Source organism: Fimbriimonas ginsengisoli Gsoil 348, assembly GCF_000724625.1.
GTDB lineage: Bacteria > Armatimonadota > Fimbriimonadia > Fimbriimonadales > Fimbriimonadaceae > Fimbriimonas > Fimbriimonas ginsengisoli.
In genome coordinates, this window is record NZ_CP007139.1 from 3,710,945 (window position 1) to 3,727,426 (window position 16,482).

Annotated in this window: 16 protein-coding genes; 6 read left to right on the top strand and 10 right to left on the bottom strand. The window is 61.3% G+C overall.

Annotated features, from left to right (window positions below):
• Positions 1–17: 17 nt before the first annotated feature.
• Both OP10G_RS16645 and folP read left to right on the top strand, forming a co-directional pair.
• The gene (locus tag OP10G_RS16645; RefSeq protein ID WP_025229308.1) at positions 18–2,552 is read left to right on the top strand and encodes a glutaminase family protein; all 2,535 of its coding nucleotides are present in this window, start codon (positions 18–20) and stop codon (positions 2,550–2,552) included.
• Between the two features lie 385 nt (positions 2,553–2,937).
• The gene (gene folP / locus OP10G_RS16650; protein WP_025229307.1) at positions 2,938–3,759 is read left to right on the top strand and encodes a dihydropteroate synthase; all 822 of its coding nucleotides are present in this window, start codon (positions 2,938–2,940) and stop codon (positions 3,757–3,759) included.
• Here the strand turns inward: folP and OP10G_RS16655 are convergent.
• The 3 genes from OP10G_RS16655 to OP10G_RS16665 are packed head-to-tail and all read right to left on the bottom strand — an operon-like array spanning position 3,746 to position 7,275.
• Complete coding sequence (locus tag OP10G_RS16655; RefSeq protein WP_025229306.1) at positions 3,746–5,719, bottom strand: glycoside hydrolase 5 family protein; 1,974 nt, start codon at positions 5,717–5,719, stop codon at positions 3,746–3,748. The genes folP and OP10G_RS16655 overlap by 14 nt on opposite strands.
• A 39-nt stretch (positions 5,720–5,758) precedes the next feature.
• Positions 5,759–6,238, bottom strand: coding sequence for a hypothetical protein (locus tag OP10G_RS16660; RefSeq protein WP_025229305.1), 480 nt, complete (start codon positions 6,236–6,238; stop codon positions 5,759–5,761).
• A gap of 5 nt (positions 6,239–6,243) precedes the next feature.
• A complete protein-coding gene (locus OP10G_RS16665) occupies positions 6,244–7,275 on the bottom strand; it encodes a Hint domain-containing protein (RefSeq protein ID WP_144241202.1) in 1,032 nt (343 codons plus the stop codon).
• 224 nt (positions 7,276–7,499) lie between these two features.
• Between OP10G_RS16665 and OP10G_RS16670 the strand changes: the two genes are divergently transcribed.
• Positions 7,500–7,724, top strand: coding sequence for a CsbD family protein (locus OP10G_RS16670; protein ID WP_227624958.1), 225 nt, complete (start codon positions 7,500–7,502; stop codon positions 7,722–7,724).
• A gap of 183 nt (positions 7,725–7,907) precedes the next feature.
• Positions 7,908–10,229 (top strand): FtsK/SpoIIIE family DNA translocase, encoded by a 2,322-nt coding sequence (locus tag OP10G_RS16675; RefSeq protein WP_025229302.1) that lies wholly within the window; start codon positions 7,908–7,910, stop codon positions 10,227–10,229.
• Between the two features lie 364 nt (positions 10,230–10,593).
• Here OP10G_RS16675 and OP10G_RS16680 read toward each other — a convergent pair whose 3' ends face one another.
• From OP10G_RS16680 to OP10G_RS24865, 3 genes are read right to left on the bottom strand one after another with little or no spacing between them, the layout of a single operon-like run.
• Entirely contained in the window at positions 10,594–10,920 is a 327-nt protein-coding gene (locus OP10G_RS16680) for a rhodanese-like domain-containing protein (protein ID WP_025229301.1), read from the bottom strand.
• Between the two features lie 30 nt (positions 10,921–10,950).
• The gene (locus OP10G_RS16685; protein ID WP_025229300.1) at positions 10,951–11,274 is read right to left on the bottom strand and encodes a cupin domain-containing protein; all 324 of its coding nucleotides are present in this window, start codon (positions 11,272–11,274) and stop codon (positions 10,951–10,953) included.
• Positions 11,274–12,275 (bottom strand): hypothetical protein, encoded by a 1,002-nt coding sequence (locus OP10G_RS24865; protein WP_025229299.1) that lies wholly within the window; start codon positions 12,273–12,275, stop codon positions 11,274–11,276. The genes OP10G_RS16685 and OP10G_RS24865 overlap by 1 nt, the downstream gene beginning before the upstream one ends.
• A gap of 86 nt (positions 12,276–12,361) precedes the next feature.
• Between OP10G_RS24865 and OP10G_RS16695 the strand changes: the two genes are divergently transcribed.
• A complete protein-coding gene (locus tag OP10G_RS16695) occupies positions 12,362–12,781 on the top strand; it encodes a copper amine oxidase N-terminal domain-containing protein (RefSeq protein ID WP_025229298.1) in 420 nt (139 codons plus the stop codon).
• 11 nt (positions 12,782–12,792) lie between these two features.
• Positions 12,793–13,170, top strand: a complete 378-nt coding sequence (locus OP10G_RS16700; protein WP_025229297.1) for a DUF423 domain-containing protein — start codon at positions 12,793–12,795, stop codon at positions 13,168–13,170.
• 80 nt (positions 13,171–13,250) lie between these two features.
• On the opposite strand, the gene OP10G_RS16705 is transcribed toward OP10G_RS16700, so the two are convergent.
• From OP10G_RS16705 to folB, 4 genes are all read right to left on the bottom strand, one after another.
• Complete coding sequence (locus tag OP10G_RS16705) at positions 13,251–14,033, bottom strand: SDR family oxidoreductase (protein WP_025229296.1); 783 nt, start codon at positions 14,031–14,033, stop codon at positions 13,251–13,253.
• 19 nt (positions 14,034–14,052) lie between these two features.
• Entirely contained in the window at positions 14,053–14,910 is an 858-nt protein-coding gene (locus tag OP10G_RS16710; protein WP_025229295.1) for an SDR family oxidoreductase, read from the bottom strand.
• 38 nt (positions 14,911–14,948) lie between these two features.
• Positions 14,949–15,869, bottom strand: a complete 921-nt coding sequence (locus tag OP10G_RS16715; protein ID WP_025229294.1) for a PAS domain S-box protein — start codon at positions 15,867–15,869, stop codon at positions 14,949–14,951.
• A 107-nt stretch (positions 15,870–15,976) separates the two neighbouring features.
• Positions 15,977–16,342: a dihydroneopterin aldolase gene (gene folB / locus OP10G_RS16720; protein ID WP_025229293.1), complete on the bottom strand. Its 366-nt coding sequence runs from the start codon at positions 16,340–16,342 to the stop codon at positions 15,977–15,979.
• Between the last annotated feature and the right edge of the window lie 140 nt (positions 16,343–16,482).

Consider the following 16,482-nt stretch of genomic DNA (forward strand, 5'->3'; position numbering starts at 1 on the left):
TAGCATAGGCAGCGTCAATGCTGGCTGCACCGCTTCTCGCCTCTCTACTCGCCACTCAGATTCGACCGCCGGCGGTGCCGCTGGTCGCTTGCGATCCTTACTTCAGCATCTGGTCCCGGGCCAATCGCTTAACGGACGTTCCGACCACCCACTGGACCGGCGCGACTCACGCGCTGACGAGCATGATCCGCATCGACGGGCGGGCTTACCGGATCATGGGTACCAGTCCGGACGTGCCGGCTTTGGATCAGCGGAGCGTTCAGGTACTGCCCACGCGATCGATCTATAAGTTTCAGGGGCGAGGCGTCGCCGTTGCTCTGACCTTTATGACCCCGGCGCTGCCCGACGATCTAAGCGTGTTGTCCCGGCCGGTGACTTATCTAACTTGGGATGTCCGGTCGGTGGACCGAAAACGGCACAAGGTTCAGCTTTACTTCGACGCGGCTCCCGAGATCGCCATTGACCAGCCTGGGCAAAAATGGGCGGCGAGCGTGGTCAAGATTCCTGGCCTGGCGGCGGGGAAGGTTGGCGCCGTGGATCAGCACATATTAGGGAAAACGGGTGACGACCGGAGGATCGACTGGGGTTACCTCTATACGGCCACGCCTACGGTTCCCGATCTTCAGATGGCGCTCACCGTGGACTCGGCAGGGGCGTTCGCTCAGAGCGGTAAGCGGGTGGTCCCGGGCGGCTCCCGATCGCTGCAGCCGAGGCCGGCCGCGTTCACTTTCGACCTGGGGGCGGTGTCCGCCGCGCCCAAGTCTCGGTGGGTGGTGCTCGCCTATGACGATCTGTACAGCATCCAGTATTTCCATCAGAACCTCCGCCCGTTCTGGCGGCGCAATGGGATGGACGCGGCGAAGCTGCTGACGACATCGGCTAAGGAATACGGCAGCCTAAAAGCGCGTTGCGAGCGGTTCGACGGCGAGCTGATGGCCGACCTGCGTAAGGCTGGGGGCGAGAAGTACGCCTTGATGGGGGCGCTCGCTTACCGCCAGTGTCTGGCGGGCAATAAGATCGCCGCGGACGCGAATGGGCAGCCGCTTCTCTTTCCCAAGGAGAACACCAGCAACGGGTGTATCGGGACAGTCGACGTGATCTTCCCGATGGCGCCGCAGTTTCTTCTGTTCGGTCCGGCGCTGACGAAGGCGATGGTGGTGTCGAACCTCGACTACGCCAGCTCGCCCCGCTGGAAGTGGCCGTTCGCTCCCCATGACCTGGGCACCTATCCGAAGGCGAATGGGCAGGTTTATGGAGGCGGAGAGCGGACGGAGGACGACCAGATGCCGGTTGAGGAAACCGGCAATATGCTGATCCTTGTAGCCGCCCTTGCCAAGATGGAGGGGAACGCGAGTTTCGCCGCTAAGTATTGGCCGACGCTGACTCGCTGGGCCGAGTACCTGCGGGCGAAGGGGTTCGATCCGGAGAATCAGCTCAGCACCGACGACTTCATGGGCCACCTCGCCCACAACACCAACCTGTCGGTGAAAGCGACCCTCGGCCTCGCTTCCTATGGGTATCTCTGCGACGTGCGGTCGAAGGAGCGGGGGCACGGCGGATTGAGGAAGAAGGGGGCGGAGTATCGCGGGCTAGCCCAGTCGTTCGCCACGCGCTGGGTTCGGGAGGCGAACGATGGCGACCACTTCCGGCTCGCTTTCGACAAGCCGGGTAGCTGGAGCCAGAAGTACAACCTGGTTTGGGACCGGATTCTCGGCTTCAATCTATTTCCGGCGGCCGCGATTCGGAAGGAGGTCGCCTTCTACCGTAAGATCGCAAATCCATACGGAGTCGCTCTGGATTCGCGGGAGGGGGGCGTGAAGGCGAAGGTCGACTGGAGCCTTTGGAGTGCTTGTTTGACGGGCAGCCGAGCCGACTTCGATGCGATCGCCGACCCGGTTTTCCGTTATCTAAACGAGTCGCCCAATCGCGTGCCGATGGGGGACCTGTACGACACGTCGAACGGGCATCACGTGGGGATGCATTCGCGCCCGGTCGTGGGGGGCGTCTTCCTGAAGATGCTTTACGACGGGGCGATGTGGAAGAAGTGGGCGGGTCGAAATACGACTCGCGTCGGCGGTTGGGCGCCGCTGCCCAAGCCTCCCGTATTTCGACCGATCGTTCCGACCTCGGAGAAGAGTGGGCTGATTTGGAGCTACACGCTTCAGCGGCCGGCCCAGGGTTGGTTCGCGCCAACGTTCGACGCCTCTTCGTGGAGCACCGGTCCCGGTGGGTTCGGTACGAACGGGACGCCGGGAGCGGTGGTGCGCACCGAGTGGAACACGCCGGACATCTGGATTCGCCGGGAGTTCACCCTCTCCGCGCTTCCCACGGGCGAGCTCTACCTTCGTCTGTACCACGACGAAGATGCCGAGGTGTATCTGAACGGCGTCCAGATCGCCCGTGAGAGCGGGTGGGTAAGCGCTTACGACGACATTCCGCTTGGTTCCTTCGCCGCGCAGCTACGACCCGGAAGGAACGTCTTCGCGGTCCACTGCCACCAGACCGGGGGTGGGCAGGGGGTCGATGTGGGAATCGTGCAAAGGATTCGGTGAAACCGTTTGCGGCCAGCGGACAGGTGTTAGGAGTGGTCCACACCCTTGGTGTAAGCCACTCGCGATTCTGTCTCAGCGATGGAGGCCTCTTTCTGCCGACGTCCTTTTCCCGATCAGAAGTGTCTCGTCCTCGTGGATATCCAGGCGACCCCTGTGAAGTGAGGACCACGCATCATGCTCAGAACCAGAGGCTTCGCTTCCTTCGGGGCTGGAAGGACTGGGTCGCCTCTACCCAGGGCTTACGCCCTGGGCTGGTGGATGTCGCCTCTTCGAGGCTGGCTCAGGAGAGGCGGCCTTGCCTACCTTCGTTTCTTTGGTGGATCTGTCGAGAGAAGATTCCAGACGACCACCTCCTAGGCTTGGATATCTGCGGGACGAAAGCGGAATGAAGCTGCTCTTGATGGGGATACTGAATGTCACGCCAGACTCCTTCAGCGATGGCGGCCGGTACCAAAACGCGAGCGACGCCGTTCGGTTTGCTCTTCAAATGATCGAGGATGGGGCGGACCTCATCGACGTGGGCGGGGAATCGACCCGCCCGCGGGCGGAGCCGGTGTCTTTAGACGACGAGCTGCGCCGAGTTCTGCCGGTGGTGGAGGAACTTTCGGCGGGGGGAATCCAGGTGTCGGTCGACACGATGAAACCGGAGGTCGCTCGCCGGGCGCTGGCGGCGGGGGCGCGGGTGATCAACGATGTAACCGCTCTTCGTGAGCCCGAGATGCGTGAAATCTGCGCCGGGGCCGAGTGCACGGTGTGTCTGATGCACATGAAGGGGGAGCCGAGGACGATGCAGGAGTCGCCCGCCTACGAGGACGTCGTCTCGGAGGTGCGGGAGTTTCTGTTAGGCGCGGCCCACCAAGCGGAGGCCGCCGGGGTGAAGCGGGAGAAGATTTGGCTCGATCCCGGGATCGGCTTCGGTAAGACCGTCGAGCACAACCTGGCGCTGCTCCGTAACCTCGATAAACTGGTCGAGACCGGCTATCCGGTTCTGGTCGGGGTCAGCCGAAAGAGCTTTCTTGGCAAATTCAGCGGGACCGGCGTGTTACCGGTCGAGGAGCGATTGCCGGGGACCTTGGCCGCTCAAGTCCTCGCCCAGGCTCAGGGAGCGAGGATTATCCGCGCCCACGACGTGCTCGAGGCTCGTCGGGCGATCGATGTGGCATCGGCGATTCTCGGTTATCCGGCCGGCTCAATTAGCGCCGTTTGAAGACTAGAACCTGATCAGGACCGCTGATCGGCCAATCCACCAGCTTGAATCCTTTGACTGCTTTTCGCTCTGTCTTCTCGGCCCCGCTTGCCACGTCGAAAGTTGTGACGTCATAGTCGCCGTCGGATAAGGAAATCCCGGCGACGGACGCGGTGACCGGTTGCGACACGCCGTCGGCTCGCAAGAACCGGAGCAGCAGCCAGTCGCTCTCCCCCAATCCCATCGCGCTCGCCTGAGCGCCCGCGCCGGTGATCGTGACGCTGCCGACTCGGACCCAATCGGGGCCATCGTTGGCGATCTCAACCGTGACGGGGCCGGCGGGATAGGGGGCTTCGAAGGTTCGGCCAGGGCCGTCCTCGGAAGCGGGAGGGAAGTTCTCGTTGACCTCTACCTTTCCGTTAATCGTGATCTTAAGGGCCGCGCCTCCTTTGCTCGTGCCGGTTGTAGTCAGTCGAAGCCGGCCCGGTTTTGGGGCGGTAAACGTTAGGCTCAGGGGTTGGGGGAACATGTCGCGATGATTCGTTCCCTGCAAATAGGAAGAGATGCCGCTCACGAAGGCGGGTCCGGCTTCTTGGGGGAGGGCTAAGCGGGTTCGCTTCGTGGCTTCCCAGCCGCCGCCAGGCGCGAACGTCAGGTCGGCCGATCCAGCGGTGGAGATGGCCAAGTCGAGCTTTCGGGCGGTGGGATGGTCGGCGAGCCCGCTCGCTTCCACTATTTTCGCGGCGGTCGCGAAGTCGGGATAGAGGTTGGAATTTTCGACCGCATCCCAATACCAAAACATGCCGGTGCCCGCCTGATTGGCGAGCATGGCTCCGTACATGCCGTCCCGCACTACCTTGTGAGGGTCTCCTGCTCCGTCTCCGGAACCGAACTCACCGAAGAAACCCGGCTTGTCTTTGGGCAGATCGGCCCCGTAGATCGCCGCGAGCACACTGGAGGGGTAGGTGTGGGGCTGAACATAGTCCATGGCCGCCCAAAGGGCGGGCTGGTCCATCGCCGAGCTGGTGGTCACCATGTGGTGGTATGGGTCGATGCTCCGCAGGTACTCCGCCATCTCCTTGTGCCAGGCGGAGATGTCGCCCCATCGGTTCGCGTAGCGGGCGTCTACCCACTCGACTTCGTTGAATAGCTCCCAAGACATCAGGTGGGGCGATGCTCCATATCGGGCGACCGCGTATCGCAGCCACATCTTGGTTCGCCGCTTCGCCTCGGCATCGGTGAAGAAATCGGCGGCGTCCTTGAGGAAGCCGCCTTTTTTAGCATTCCACGGGTGGTCGGGCCAGTTCGGATTGACCTTGCTGCTGAAGCTTCCGTGGTTGAAGAGGACGAATTGGAAGTTGACTCGATTTGAATCGCAGGCATCTTCAAGGGTTTGCCACTTGTCCAGGGCAGGTACCCAGAGTTGATTGGTGGGACTGAAATCGTCCCCCTGCGGCCACCAAGGATTTCGCCCGTCCCAGCTCGTGGACCAGATCCGGGTCCAGTTGACGCCGTTCTTGCCCATCTTGGCGATTTGCTCGGTCATCGGCAGGAAGTTGGCGTTTTGCCATCCGAGGTCGAAGCCGAGGGGATAGTAAGGCTGGCCGGTGTCGCGCCGGAACCGATTCTTGGCGGCCGTGTCGGGATGGATAAACCCTTCTTTGAGTGGTTCGAGCGCTTCGATGACCCCTTCCTCGGCCGGCTCGGACGACTTCCGGCCGTTTCGATATAGGGTCGCCTGGTACTTGCCGGCGATAGGCGCGACGAGCGTCGCCTTCCACGCCCCGTGCCCGTCGAAGTAGGCCAGCCTCTCGATCGCCTCCCCTTTTGACGGCAGGAACTTCACCCGGACATCGTTCTCCGCCGGGTCGTACGGGTTGCCGTCGAACTCTACGTTGAAGGTAGCGCTCACAGGGCCGTACCACTTGGCGGGAAGCAAGGACTGGGCGACGGAGATCGTCGCAATGACGGCGGTCAGCACCCTCCATTTATAGCCGATTCATGGGGACGTGGACGCGTGTTACAGGGTGAGCCGCAGCTCCTCGCCCGGAGCGATCGCCGCCCATTGTTTGAACAACTCGTTTCGATGCAGCCTGATCCGCTCCAAGCTATCGACATCGAGCGGGGGTATTTCCAGATTGCTTGCCGAGCACGACGACTCGATGTGCGCGAGAAGGTCCTCGTTGGGGATTCGGCCGGCGGCTCGTTCCAAATCGAAAGCTCCCACCACGATCTCCGCGAAATAGGCTTGGGGTGGAAGCGATCGTGACTTCCGCGAGCCAGGGTCCCGCTCTTCGAAGCTGGAAAAGTCCCAGCCTCGATTAATGAGCCCGTAGAATGCATCCGCAAGCCCCAGCTCGGTCTCCACCGCGTAGTGAGTGAGGTCGTGATAGACGAAGAAATCGGTGGAGCGTTGGCCAGCGGTCGAGCCGTCATCCCTTGCACATGTGAGCGTGTGAGGGCGCTCCGAATGACTGGCCTTGGTAAATCGAAGCAACATAGGATTTAAGCGTGAGGGTGTCGCTTAGAGTCTGCCAGGGCGGCCAAGTAGTCGGGGTGCATGCTCTCGGGCAGGCGGGGGAGCATGTACTCGGCGGAGTAGGAGATCTGCTGGTGCTGGGACAGTGCAAGAGTCTCGTCGCCTACGATGAAGCCGTTGGCGATAAAGGTTGGCGTCTCTCCGCTACGCTCCGCGAGAATCAGGTCGTGAAAAGGGTACGGGCTCTCTTTGGGAACGGCGCTCAAGACCCAGGCGGGGCCTTCTTGGGAGAGGATCTCGTCTCCGGATTTAAGATCTTTGGCGATCACCGGGCCTGCCGAGGTGAGGACGGGGTGGTCGCTTCCGGCATGGAGCGTCCGGTTGGTATGGGTCTTGATCCGGTAGCAGCCGCCGACCCAGTCGATCAGGTGGGTCGACCGGCTAACGACTTCGAAGGAGACTCCGGCTCGCCCGCTGGCCAGCCGGGCGCCGGGAAGGATCGTTTCGATCAGCTCATGCCGTCCATCGGCGAGCGTAATGTGCGAGCCCTCGGCGACTCCGTGCGGGAGGGTGGTGAGATCCTTCGGGTCGGGCAAAGGAAGGGGCGAAAGGTCTTTCGGCGTATGAGCGAGCACTCCGAAGCGGGGCGTTTCGGTCGGCGAGTTCTGAGAATGATAAAAGAGAAGCCCTCGCAAGCGGTCGGTCAGCGGCCGCTTCGCCGGCGGAGCGACGACGAACGCCGTCTCGCTGCAAACCTGGGTCACCACCCCGAGGGCCAGGATCTCCGAACTGCCGTCGTCGAACACGAAGAGCGAGACGCCGGCAATCAGCGAGCCTCCGATGGTCTGGTGAAACCCCGAGGCGGTGGCGCGGCCGACGGGGTCGAGGCCGATAGAGGTGATGGAGGCTACGTCTCTCGCATCCGAAGCAGTTGGGCCGGTTTGGGCGGCCGATTCCAAGCTCGCATGAAGGGCCGGATAGCGATTGGGACCCTTGTTCGAGACAAGCAGTAGCATTCGGATCAACTCGAGATCGACTCGAGGGTCCAAAGTTTTCAAACGCCCGTTTTCTAGGCTCGACAAGAGCGATGCGAGCCTCGACGGGTCAGTGAGACCGATCGGCGACATCGACCGCAGTCTATCACCTTCCTTGCGTTTATTGGATATCGAAAGCAGCGCGATTTCAGCCGAGAATTTCGGCTCGGGAGAGACGATCTAGGACCCTGCGAACGCCAGTCGGTCGACCTTAGTCAAAACAATTGGCAAGGGGCTAACTTGCGCGATTGCCAAAGGAGAACACGATGAATTGGGACGTTGTGAAAGGAAACTGGAAGCAGTTGAAGGGCAAGTTCCGCGAGGAGTGGGGCAAGGTCACCGATGACGAATTCGAGCAGATCGCAGGCAATAAAGATCAGCTCGTCGGCAAACTCCAGGAGAAGTACGGTTGGACTCGCGACGAAGCCGCCGCCAACGCGGATGCCTGGGCGAACCGCCACTACGTAGCCTGAATATCTTCTTTGCGGCTATCTTGAGGCCGCGTTTCGGGCTCCGACGTTGTGGCCCGAATTAGCCCGCGATCGATCGGTCGCGGGCACTTTCCGTTCTTTTTCGCAAGATGCAGCCTTAGCGTCTCGCTTCCGTATTGATATACTGATGTCGACCCAAGGATCGGGTCAGGGGTTCAGGTCAGGATGAAGGTCAGCGCTCGGCAGGCGGGGAAGGCCAAGGCGAAGCCGGCAGCGAACGGTCCAAAAGGATCGAAAGCGTCGTCGCACCGCTCTTGGGACATTGCGGGCATTCTCATGCTCGCGTTCGCACTACTGGTGCTCGTGTCGCTATTCACGAGCAACTCCGGCTTTGTGGGGCATGCGCTTTACGCTTGCTTCTCGTTCCTTTTCGGCCGCGGCGCATGGGTGGTGCCGCCAATCGCGATCCTCTGCGGAGTCACCTTCCTTAAAGGGCGTGGCCCTGCGCTTTCGCACCTCGCTTGGGGTCTCGGACTGATCTTTCTCACGATCCTTGGATTCATGGCGAGTTACGGGCGAGGCACGTACCTCGACAGCGAGCTTATGCGGGGCAGTGGAGGGATCGTCGGCGGACTCCTTGCCGCCGCGTTCCACGCGATGTTTGGGGCGGGGATGTCGATCGGGCTGATCGCGATCGGCATCGTCGGCTTGGTGCTGAGCGTCGATGTGCCGATCCGGACGATGCTCGCGAACACCCACGCCAAGGCGGTCACGGTCAAGCAGCGGACTTTGGAGCGCGCCCGTATTCCCAAGTCGCTCTCCACTCAGACGCCGGAGGAACGCGTGAAGGCGATCCGGAAAGGGATCGCCGAGGGGCTCGCCGACGAGACCCAAATACCCTCGAAGAAAGCCCGTTCGATCGTTATGGAAGATCCGGATCCCGAGCCGGAGGCGATCGCAAGGCACCAGGAAGAGGAGCCCCGGAAGACGAAGGCGGGGCGGGGAACTACCCAGGTCAGCGAGCCGACGCTCGCCGGCGATGTCGGCACGCCGAAGGAGGGATACCAACTTCCGCCAATGAACCTGCTTGCCGAGGCGCTGCTCAATCCGAAGCGAGCCCAGGCCGAGATGCAGAAGAACATCGAGACCCTGGAAGGAACACTGGAGCAGTTTGGAATCGAGGCAACGGTCGTAGAGGTCGCCAATGGGCCGACGGTCACCCGATACGAGATTCAGCTTGGCCCGGGTATCCGAGTCGCGCGCATCACCGCGCTCGCCGAGAATATCGCGATGGATCTCGCCGCCTCGCAGGTGCGCGTCGAGGCCCCGATCCCGGGCAAAGCGGCCATCGGGGTCGAGGTGCCTAACGAGACTCCGTCGGTGGTTACGTTGCGGGAGCTTTGCGACGACCCGGTTTTCCGTAACCATCCTTCCCGACTCTGCGTGGCGCTCGGCAAAGACGTAAGCGGGGTGAACAAATACGCCGATCTCACGAAGATGCCGCACCTGCTGATTGGAGGCGCGACGAATTCCGGCAAGTCGATCGGTCTGGCGACGCTTATCACGAGCTTGCTGATGCGGAACACCCCCAAGGATGTCCGCTTGGTCATGATCGACCCTAAGCGGGTCGAGCTCACCCTGTTCGATCACATTCCGCACCTGATGTGCCCGGTCATCAAAGACACCAAGGAGGCGGCGGGCGTGCTTCGCGCCGTCTGGCGGGAGATGGACCGGCGCTACGACATGTTTTCTCAGGAGGGGGTCCGGAACATCGATGGGTGGAACGCGAAGGCGAGCTTCCAAGACAAGCTTCCGTACATCGTCGTCATCATCGACGAGCTTGCCGACCTGATGATCCAGCACCGCGCCGAGGTGGAGACCGTCATCGTCCGCCTTGCGCAGCTCGCCCGCGCCGTGGGTATCCATATGGTGCTCGCGACGCAGCGTCCCAGCGTCGACGTTATCACCGGCCTCATCAAGGCGAACATTCCGTCGCGGATTGCCTTCTCGGTAGCTTCGCACATCGACTCGCGCACGATTCTCGACCAGAAGGGGGCGGAGGCGCTCATCGGCCGGGGAGACATGCTCTATTCGCCCATCGACGCCAACAAGCCCCAGCGGGTGCAGGGTTGCTACGTAAGCGAGAAAGAGATCGACGCGGTGTGCAAGTTCTGGCGGGCGCAAGAGAAGCCGGCGTACGTGCTGCAGCCGATCGAGGAGGGGGTGGCCGACGCCAAGAAGGAAGGGGGAGACTTCGGCGAGGAAGCCGATCCGTTCTGGGAAGAGGCGGTTCGCTGGGTGGCCGACCGGGGCCAAGCCTCGACCTCGATGCTCCAGCGCAAGTTTTCGATCGGCTTCCAGAGAGCCTCTCGCCTCTTGGACATGATGGAAGAGCGCTCCATCGTCGGCCCTCGCGACGGCCCCCGGCCGCGCGAGGTGCTTGTCAGCTCGATGGAAGTAGAAGAACTCTTCGGCGGTCCCAGCGCGGGGTCGGGCTATGTATCTTCGGGAGTGGGTGACGAACCTTTTAGCGATGACGAGGAGTGACGCTCATCATGCGCGCGAATAGGGCACTCGTACGTCCAAGTTGCGAGTCCATGCTCTCTCGCGAATTTGGGCAGAAATTTCGGTTGGGTCCATTTCTGCAGGGAAGTCTGACCAGATGCCTTCGAGGTCGGATTTCATGAGATCGCCGAGGACGCTACGTTGGGAACCGCTATTACAAACAACTCGACATCGCCCTCCGGAACGGCGGAAGGAAGGAGGATCGTGACCTCCTGATCTGCGCCTACGTGCGCTGTTAGGCTCATGGAGTGCGTCATTTCCTTATCCTACGCCACTACAGGCTATTAGGCGGGTTGCTCCCTTCGTCAAGCAATTAAACATGGCGAGGTCCCATGGACAATGGCCTCTAATACTCCGCCATCGAAGGGTCGACTTGGCGGGCCCAGGCGTTCATGCCGCCAGTGAGGTTGCGGACTTGTTGGAAGCCGTGTTGCAGAAGGTAATCGGTGGCTTGGGCGCTGCGGCCGCCGACTCGGCAGATGACGACGAAGTTGGATGAAGGGTCGAGCTCTCCGAGGCGGAGCGGTAGGTCGTGCAGAGGGATTTCGACGGCGTCAGGGAGAAAGCTGTACTCCAGTTCCTCCGGCTCCCGCACGTCGATAACGATCGGCGGGTTTGGGCCGTCGAGCTCGGCTTTAAGAGTGATCGGGTCGATGGAGGGGACGTTTAACATCCAATGTTCGAGGCTACCGCAGACAACGGATTAGTCGGAGCTCTCATTCGGATAAGCCACCGGCGCGTAGAAGTTGAGCGTACGATTGGGTCCGCGTACCTGGTGAGGTTTCCCAGCGGGGACGATGACCACGTCTCCAGCATGAAGTTCCTCCACTTCGTCGTCGATTCGCACCGAGCCTCCGCCTTCTAGAACAAATAGGACCTGGTCCGACTGCGGGTGATCGGTTCCCATTTCACCGGAGACGTCTTCGGGACCCAGCGTCATCACGGCGACCTGAGCGCGGTCCGTCGTCTCCAAGACCCTGAAAAAGCTCCCAGCCTTTGCAAGCTCGGCGGCTCGGATGACGCGCATTATGCGGCGTACCCGTATCGGTCGACCTTGATCGCGCCGAACTGATTGAGCGTGTCCTCGATCATCCCTTTGTCAGAATTTTCGTGAAGCTCCACGCAAATAATCGCTCCGCCATCTTCGTAGGCTTTCTGGTATCTCGGAATGTCGTTTGCCGGAACTCCGTGGTCTTTGAGGTAGGTAACCACGCCGCCGGACACAGCGCCGGTGCTGGAAGCCGCCGCTAAACCGGCCAGCGCAAGGGCAAGCGCGCCCCCGCCCAATATAAGCCCCACCGCCGGCACGAAGATCGCGGAAGCTGCCGCCAAAGCGCCGACGCCTAGTCCGGCGACGACCCCTTTCTTCGCGGCGTCGGCAGCGCCGGGGATAGTAGTGGCGTGGATTCCGTGATCGTCGGCCCGATCCGAGGTCGCCTCCGCGGCCGCAGAGGTCGTCGCGTCGTGAACCGGTGTGGGCCGATTCGGGGTGGAAACCGCCTCGCTATCGCTTTCGGCTTCGAGGTTTCGCCTCGCTTCTTCCAAATTCTCGCGCTCGACGTCATTCTTGTAAGCCGCGTTGTATTCCCGCTTGTCCAGGTCGGCGTTGAAGTCGGACCGGGCACTGGAGGGGCGGGAGGAAAGCGCGGTCGGCGATCCCTCCTCCGCCATCGGATAGTCGTTCTGGGCCGGATTGAGATTCATCTGGGCCGACTCGCCGACCGGGAAGAGATTCCCTCCTTGGATCGGAGTCGGGGTCGAAATCCGCAAGTCGTTTCCTAGCGGGTCAAACCTTCCGGTTGCTCCGGCCGGGCCGCTCACGATCGTCGGTTGGCTGTAAGAAAGCTCGCGGTCGTCCAGGGTCTTGTTCTCGTCGGCCTTGTGGTTAACGACAAGACTGATGTCCTCCGCCAAAACTCCTTTCTCGACCAGCCTCTCGGCGGCTTGTTCCGCGCTGGCCGGATCGGCAAAGGCGGCATAGATGATGGGCGAGGTTGGCTTTCTGGTGGCATCTTCGTGGGTTGACATACGTGCTCTCTATAGGCACGACGGGGCGGCCGTGGCCAGTGTTCCTATACACGGAACACAGTGGGCATCGCGGGCTTCGTACGAGTGTGAAAAAGTTGCGGTTTACGCTCCTGTTGCTCGTTTGCCTGGCCGGAAGCGCCATGGCTAGTCAAGACCTGACCGTCTTCGTGAACGGAAAGGCAGTGGAGTTCAAGACCGCGCGCCCCCAGGTGCTTACCGGTCGCACGCTTGTACCTCTGCGAGGGATCTTCGAATCGATCGGGGCTTACGTCGAATACGACGAGGCGAACCATACCATCAAGGCGACGAAGAATAACGAGGATGTGGAGCTGCGACTCGGAGCCCGCATCGCTCGAAAGAACGGCGCGGAGATCATGCTGGATATAAAGCCGCAGGTCTACGCCGGAACGACAATGGTTCCACTCCGCTTCATCGCCGAGGCGTTAGGGGCGAAAGTCGAGTTCGACAAAGCGAACAACCGAATTAACATCACCACCTCCGAATAGAATATCGGGACATGAACCGCACGTTCGTGTCCCTAGGCGCTTGGTTGGCGGGAATCGCCGTCGCGTTGGGGGCCTTTGGCACTCACGCTCTCAAGGATCGGCTTTCGGAGAAGGCGATGGAGACGTGGCACACCGCGGTTCAGTACCACGCGCTTCACGCGCTGGCGCTGGTCGTGGTGGGGCTCGTCTGCGCGTATGCGGAGACGAAGATGGTGCGGGCGGCGGGGTGGCTGTTCGCAGCAGGGATCGTCATTTTTGGAGGGACGCTTTACGCGTACGCCCTAACAGGGATCGTCGGGTTCGCGATCGTGACGCCGCTCGGAGGGCTTTGTTTCATTCTGGGCTGGGCGGCGTTGGCGAGGGGCGTGGCATCGACGCCTAAAGGGTGAAAGGAGCTGGAGCCCGGATTTTCTCCACCCCCAACCCCTCCTCATCGCACGAACATCGACGAGGAGGGGGCTCCGGAGGGCTAGCCTACGACCAACGACGAACCGGCGTCGATATAGACGACTTCGCCGGTGATGTGGGCGGCCATGTCGGAGACGAGGAATAGGGCGAGCTGCCCAACTTGGTCGATGGTTCCGGGTTTGCTTCCGGTGAGGGAACTAGTGCCCTCGGGATATTCGGCGGGAACCTTGATCTGATCGACGTCGCGCTGCTCGGTGTTTTCGCCGATGTTCGTCGAGATCGCGCCGGGGCAGATGACGTTGACTCGAATTCCGTAGTTGCCGAGCTCCACCGCGAGCATCTTCGCCATCGCGACCTGTCCGGCTTTACTCGTCGAGTAGGCAGTCGCGCCGGTGTTCGAGAAGGTGCGGGTGCCGTTTACCGAGGAGGTCACCACGACGGCGCCGCCTTGGCGACGCAGGTGCGGTACGGCGTATTTGATCGTGAGAAAGGTTCCTCGCAGGTTGATCGCGATGGTCTTGTCGAACTCTTCGGGAGAGAGCTCCTCGATGGGAGCCCAGACCCCATTGACGCCCGCGTTGGCGTAGACGATGTCGAGCCGCCCGAACTTCTCAACGGCCCCGTCGCAGGCTCGGCGGACCTGGTCGGCATCCGAAACGTCGGCCACAAAGGTTTCCACTTGGGTTCCCTTGCGGCGAACTTCTTCCGCTACTTTGTCGAGATCTTCTTGGACGACATCGACAAGTGCCAGGCGCGCTCCATGTTCCGCGAAGGCGAGGGCGGCCCCTTTTCCGATTCCGGATGCGCCACCGGTGATGAGGGCAACGCGGTTGGATAGGTTCAGTGGGTCGTTCATCGTCTTCTTAGCCGTTGACGATCTCGCCGCCGTTCGGATGGATCGTTTGTCCAGAAATATAAGAGGAGTCGGCGCTCGCTAAGAACACGTAAGCGGGGGCGACTTCGTCTGGCTGGCCCGGCCGCTTCAGGGGGACGTCTTGGCCGAACTTCTCCACCTTTTCGGGTGGAAAGGTGGAAGGGATCAGCGGAGTCCAAATCGGTCCCGGAGCCACGGCATTGACGCGGATATTTTTCTTCGCAAGCGCTTGCGAAAGGGAGCGAGTGAAGGCCACGATAGCGCCCTTGGTCGCCGAGTAGTCGAGCAGATTGGGCGAGCCGGCGTAGGCGGTAACGGAGGCGGTATTCACGATGGCAGAACCTTCTTTGAGGTGCGGCATCGCCGCTTTCACGAGGTGAAACATCGCGAAGATATTCGTCCGGAAGGTGCGTTCGAGCTGTTCGGCCGTCACTTTTTCGATCGATTCCTGAGGGTGCTGCTCGGCGGCGTTGTTGACGAGGATATCCAGGCCGCCGAGGCTCTCCACGGTCTTCGAAACCGCGCTTTGGCAAAACGCCTCGTCCCCAACGTCGCCGGCAATGAGCGCTGCCTTGGCGCCTTGCTCCTCCACGAGGCGTTGCGTCTCCTTTGCGTCGTCGTGCTCGTTTAGGTAAACGACGGCCACATTCGCCCCTTCTTTGGCGAAGTGAACGGCGACGGAGCGGCCGATACCGCTGTCGCCGCCGGTGATGAGGGCGACCTTTCCTTCGAGCTTGCCGCTTCCCTTGTATTCGGGGCGCTCGAACTGCGGGCGCGGAGTCATCTCGCTTTCAATTCCGGGCTGGCGATCTTGATGTTGAGGCGGTTGAGATGCAGATTCGGACATCGCAACGGATGCGACCCTTTACGCACATTTCAGGTTCCCTAAACCAGGGTTGCTTCTCGGACAAGCACGAGGTAGCCGGTGAGGCCGCCGGCCGAATCGTGGACCGGGCGCACGGAGCTCACCACCGAGGTGACGGTGCCGTCGGAGCGAAGGAAGCGGCAGCAGTGACCCTCCGCGCCGCCTTCTTCCAGAAGCGCTCTCGACTTGGCCTGATTTGCCTCTTCGATGAAGTCGAACGCGTTCGCTCCCTGCAGGCTTGCCGCGTCGGTGCCAAGAATCTCGGCCATGCGATTGTTTACCAAGTGAGTTCGGAAATCCGGATAAAGGAGCCAAACCCCTTGGTCGACCGAGTCGACTAGGTAGCGAAGCAGGCTCTCCAATTCTCGGTACGGCGTTACGTCGACTCCTATGGCCCAGGTTCGCCAGCCGGGAACCGGGTGTTCGCGCGCAGTGGAGGACCACGAGACGATTCGGCGGCTGCCGTCTTGACGGACGATGGGGACCTCCCATCCTCGGAATTCGCCACCTCGGTGGAACCACTCGCGTACCGTGTGGGTTCGTCGCACTTCCTCCGGAATCACGTGCCGATAGACCAGGCGAGTCCCCGCAATCTCTTCCGTCGCAAAGCCGGTAAGTTTTCGTCCTTCTTCGTTCGAGGCAAGGACAGTTAAGTTATCGTCAAATGCGAAGAAAGCAACCGGCATCGCCTCCACAAAGGTGCGGAGTCGCTCTTCGCGTTCGGCCAACTCCTCGTAAGCGGTTCGCAGGGCGATGGCGAGCGCTTGAGTCCGGCTGGCCGCACCAAGTTTGGCGCGCATCCGGTCCCAATAAGTTCGAACGGTCTTCGTCCGTATCTCTAGGCGGACCGCGATTTCTTTGTCCGTCAGCCCTTCGGCCGCGAGAAACAGAACCTCGCGCTCACGCTCTGAAAGATGAGGAGGTCTGGGCTTAGAGGGCATGGAAAACGAAAAGTATCTGCTTTAGCAAAGTCAGCCGGACGAAGGGGTAGGTCGCTAGATTTTACTTGTTGTGCAGGGCGCACGCCTAGGGGTACCTCACTACTTGGTTAGGCCGAGCGAGTTAGTTCGATGCCGAGCTCCTCGGCGATGATGGGTGCGGGAGGGAGCCGTTTGGCGAGACGGAGCCTGGCGAAGAGGAGGGAGGGAAACGCGCTGAAGAGGTCATCCAACATAAGCGTCCCCAGGCGTTCCAGGGTTTGGACCCCATGGCCAGTGCCGATTCGAAGGAGTCTTTCGGCCACCTCGGCGTAGTTGACGGTGTCCTCGACTCGGTCGGTTTCGGTTGCGGTGGTCGAGATCCGCAACTCGAGGTCGAGGCGATAGCGATGGCCGATCGCGCGCTCCTCCGCGGGTACTCCGTGGTAGGCGTAAAACTCCAGGCCGGTTACGAAGATCGTGATCTCACTCGCCATTGGAAACTCTCGGACGCGCAGTTAAGCCTATCCCTCTGTGGTAACATTAAGCACAAATCAGGAGCGACCGATCTACAGGGTGGCTTAGGCCGCCTTTTTTTGTATCGGGGCTCGGAATAAAGGAGACGGAGGGGAAGAAG

What these genes read in the sequence shown, in the direction of transcription:
- OP10G_RS16645 (WP_025229308.1), top strand. Translation starts at nt 18, where the DNA reads ATGCTGGCTGCACCGCTTCTCGCCTCTCTACTCGCCACTCAGATTCGA.
- folP (WP_025229307.1), top strand. Translation starts at nt 2,938, where the DNA reads ATGAAGCTGCTCTTGATGGGGATACTGAATGTCACGCCAGACTCCTTC.
- OP10G_RS16660 (WP_025229305.1), bottom strand. Translation starts at nt 6,238, where the DNA reads ATGTTGCTTCGATTTACCAAGGCCAGTCATTCGGAGCGCCCTCACACG.
- OP10G_RS16675 (WP_025229302.1), top strand. Translation starts at nt 7,908, where the DNA reads ATGAAGGTCAGCGCTCGGCAGGCGGGGAAGGCCAAGGCGAAGCCGGCA.
- OP10G_RS16680 (WP_025229301.1), bottom strand. Translation starts at nt 10,920, where the DNA reads ATGTTAAACGTCCCCTCCATCGACCCGATCACTCTTAAAGCCGAGCTC.
- OP10G_RS16685 (WP_025229300.1), bottom strand. Translation starts at nt 11,274, where the DNA reads ATGCGCGTCATCCGAGCCGCCGAGCTTGCAAAGGCTGGGAGCTTTTTC.
- OP10G_RS24865 (WP_025229299.1), bottom strand. Translation starts at nt 12,275, where the DNA reads ATGTCAACCCACGAAGATGCCACCAGAAAGCCAACCTCGCCCATCATC.
- OP10G_RS16700 (WP_025229297.1), top strand. Translation starts at nt 12,793, where the DNA reads ATGAACCGCACGTTCGTGTCCCTAGGCGCTTGGTTGGCGGGAATCGCC.
- OP10G_RS16710 (WP_025229295.1), bottom strand. Translation starts at nt 14,910, where the DNA reads ATGTCCGAATCTGCATCTCAACCGCCTCAACATCAAGATCGCCAGCCC.
- OP10G_RS16715 (WP_025229294.1), bottom strand. Translation starts at nt 15,869, where the DNA reads ATGCCCTCTAAGCCCAGACCTCCTCATCTTTCAGAGCGTGAGCGCGAG.
- folB (WP_025229293.1), bottom strand. Translation starts at nt 16,342, where the DNA reads ATGGCGAGTGAGATCACGATCTTCGTAACCGGCCTGGAGTTTTACGCC.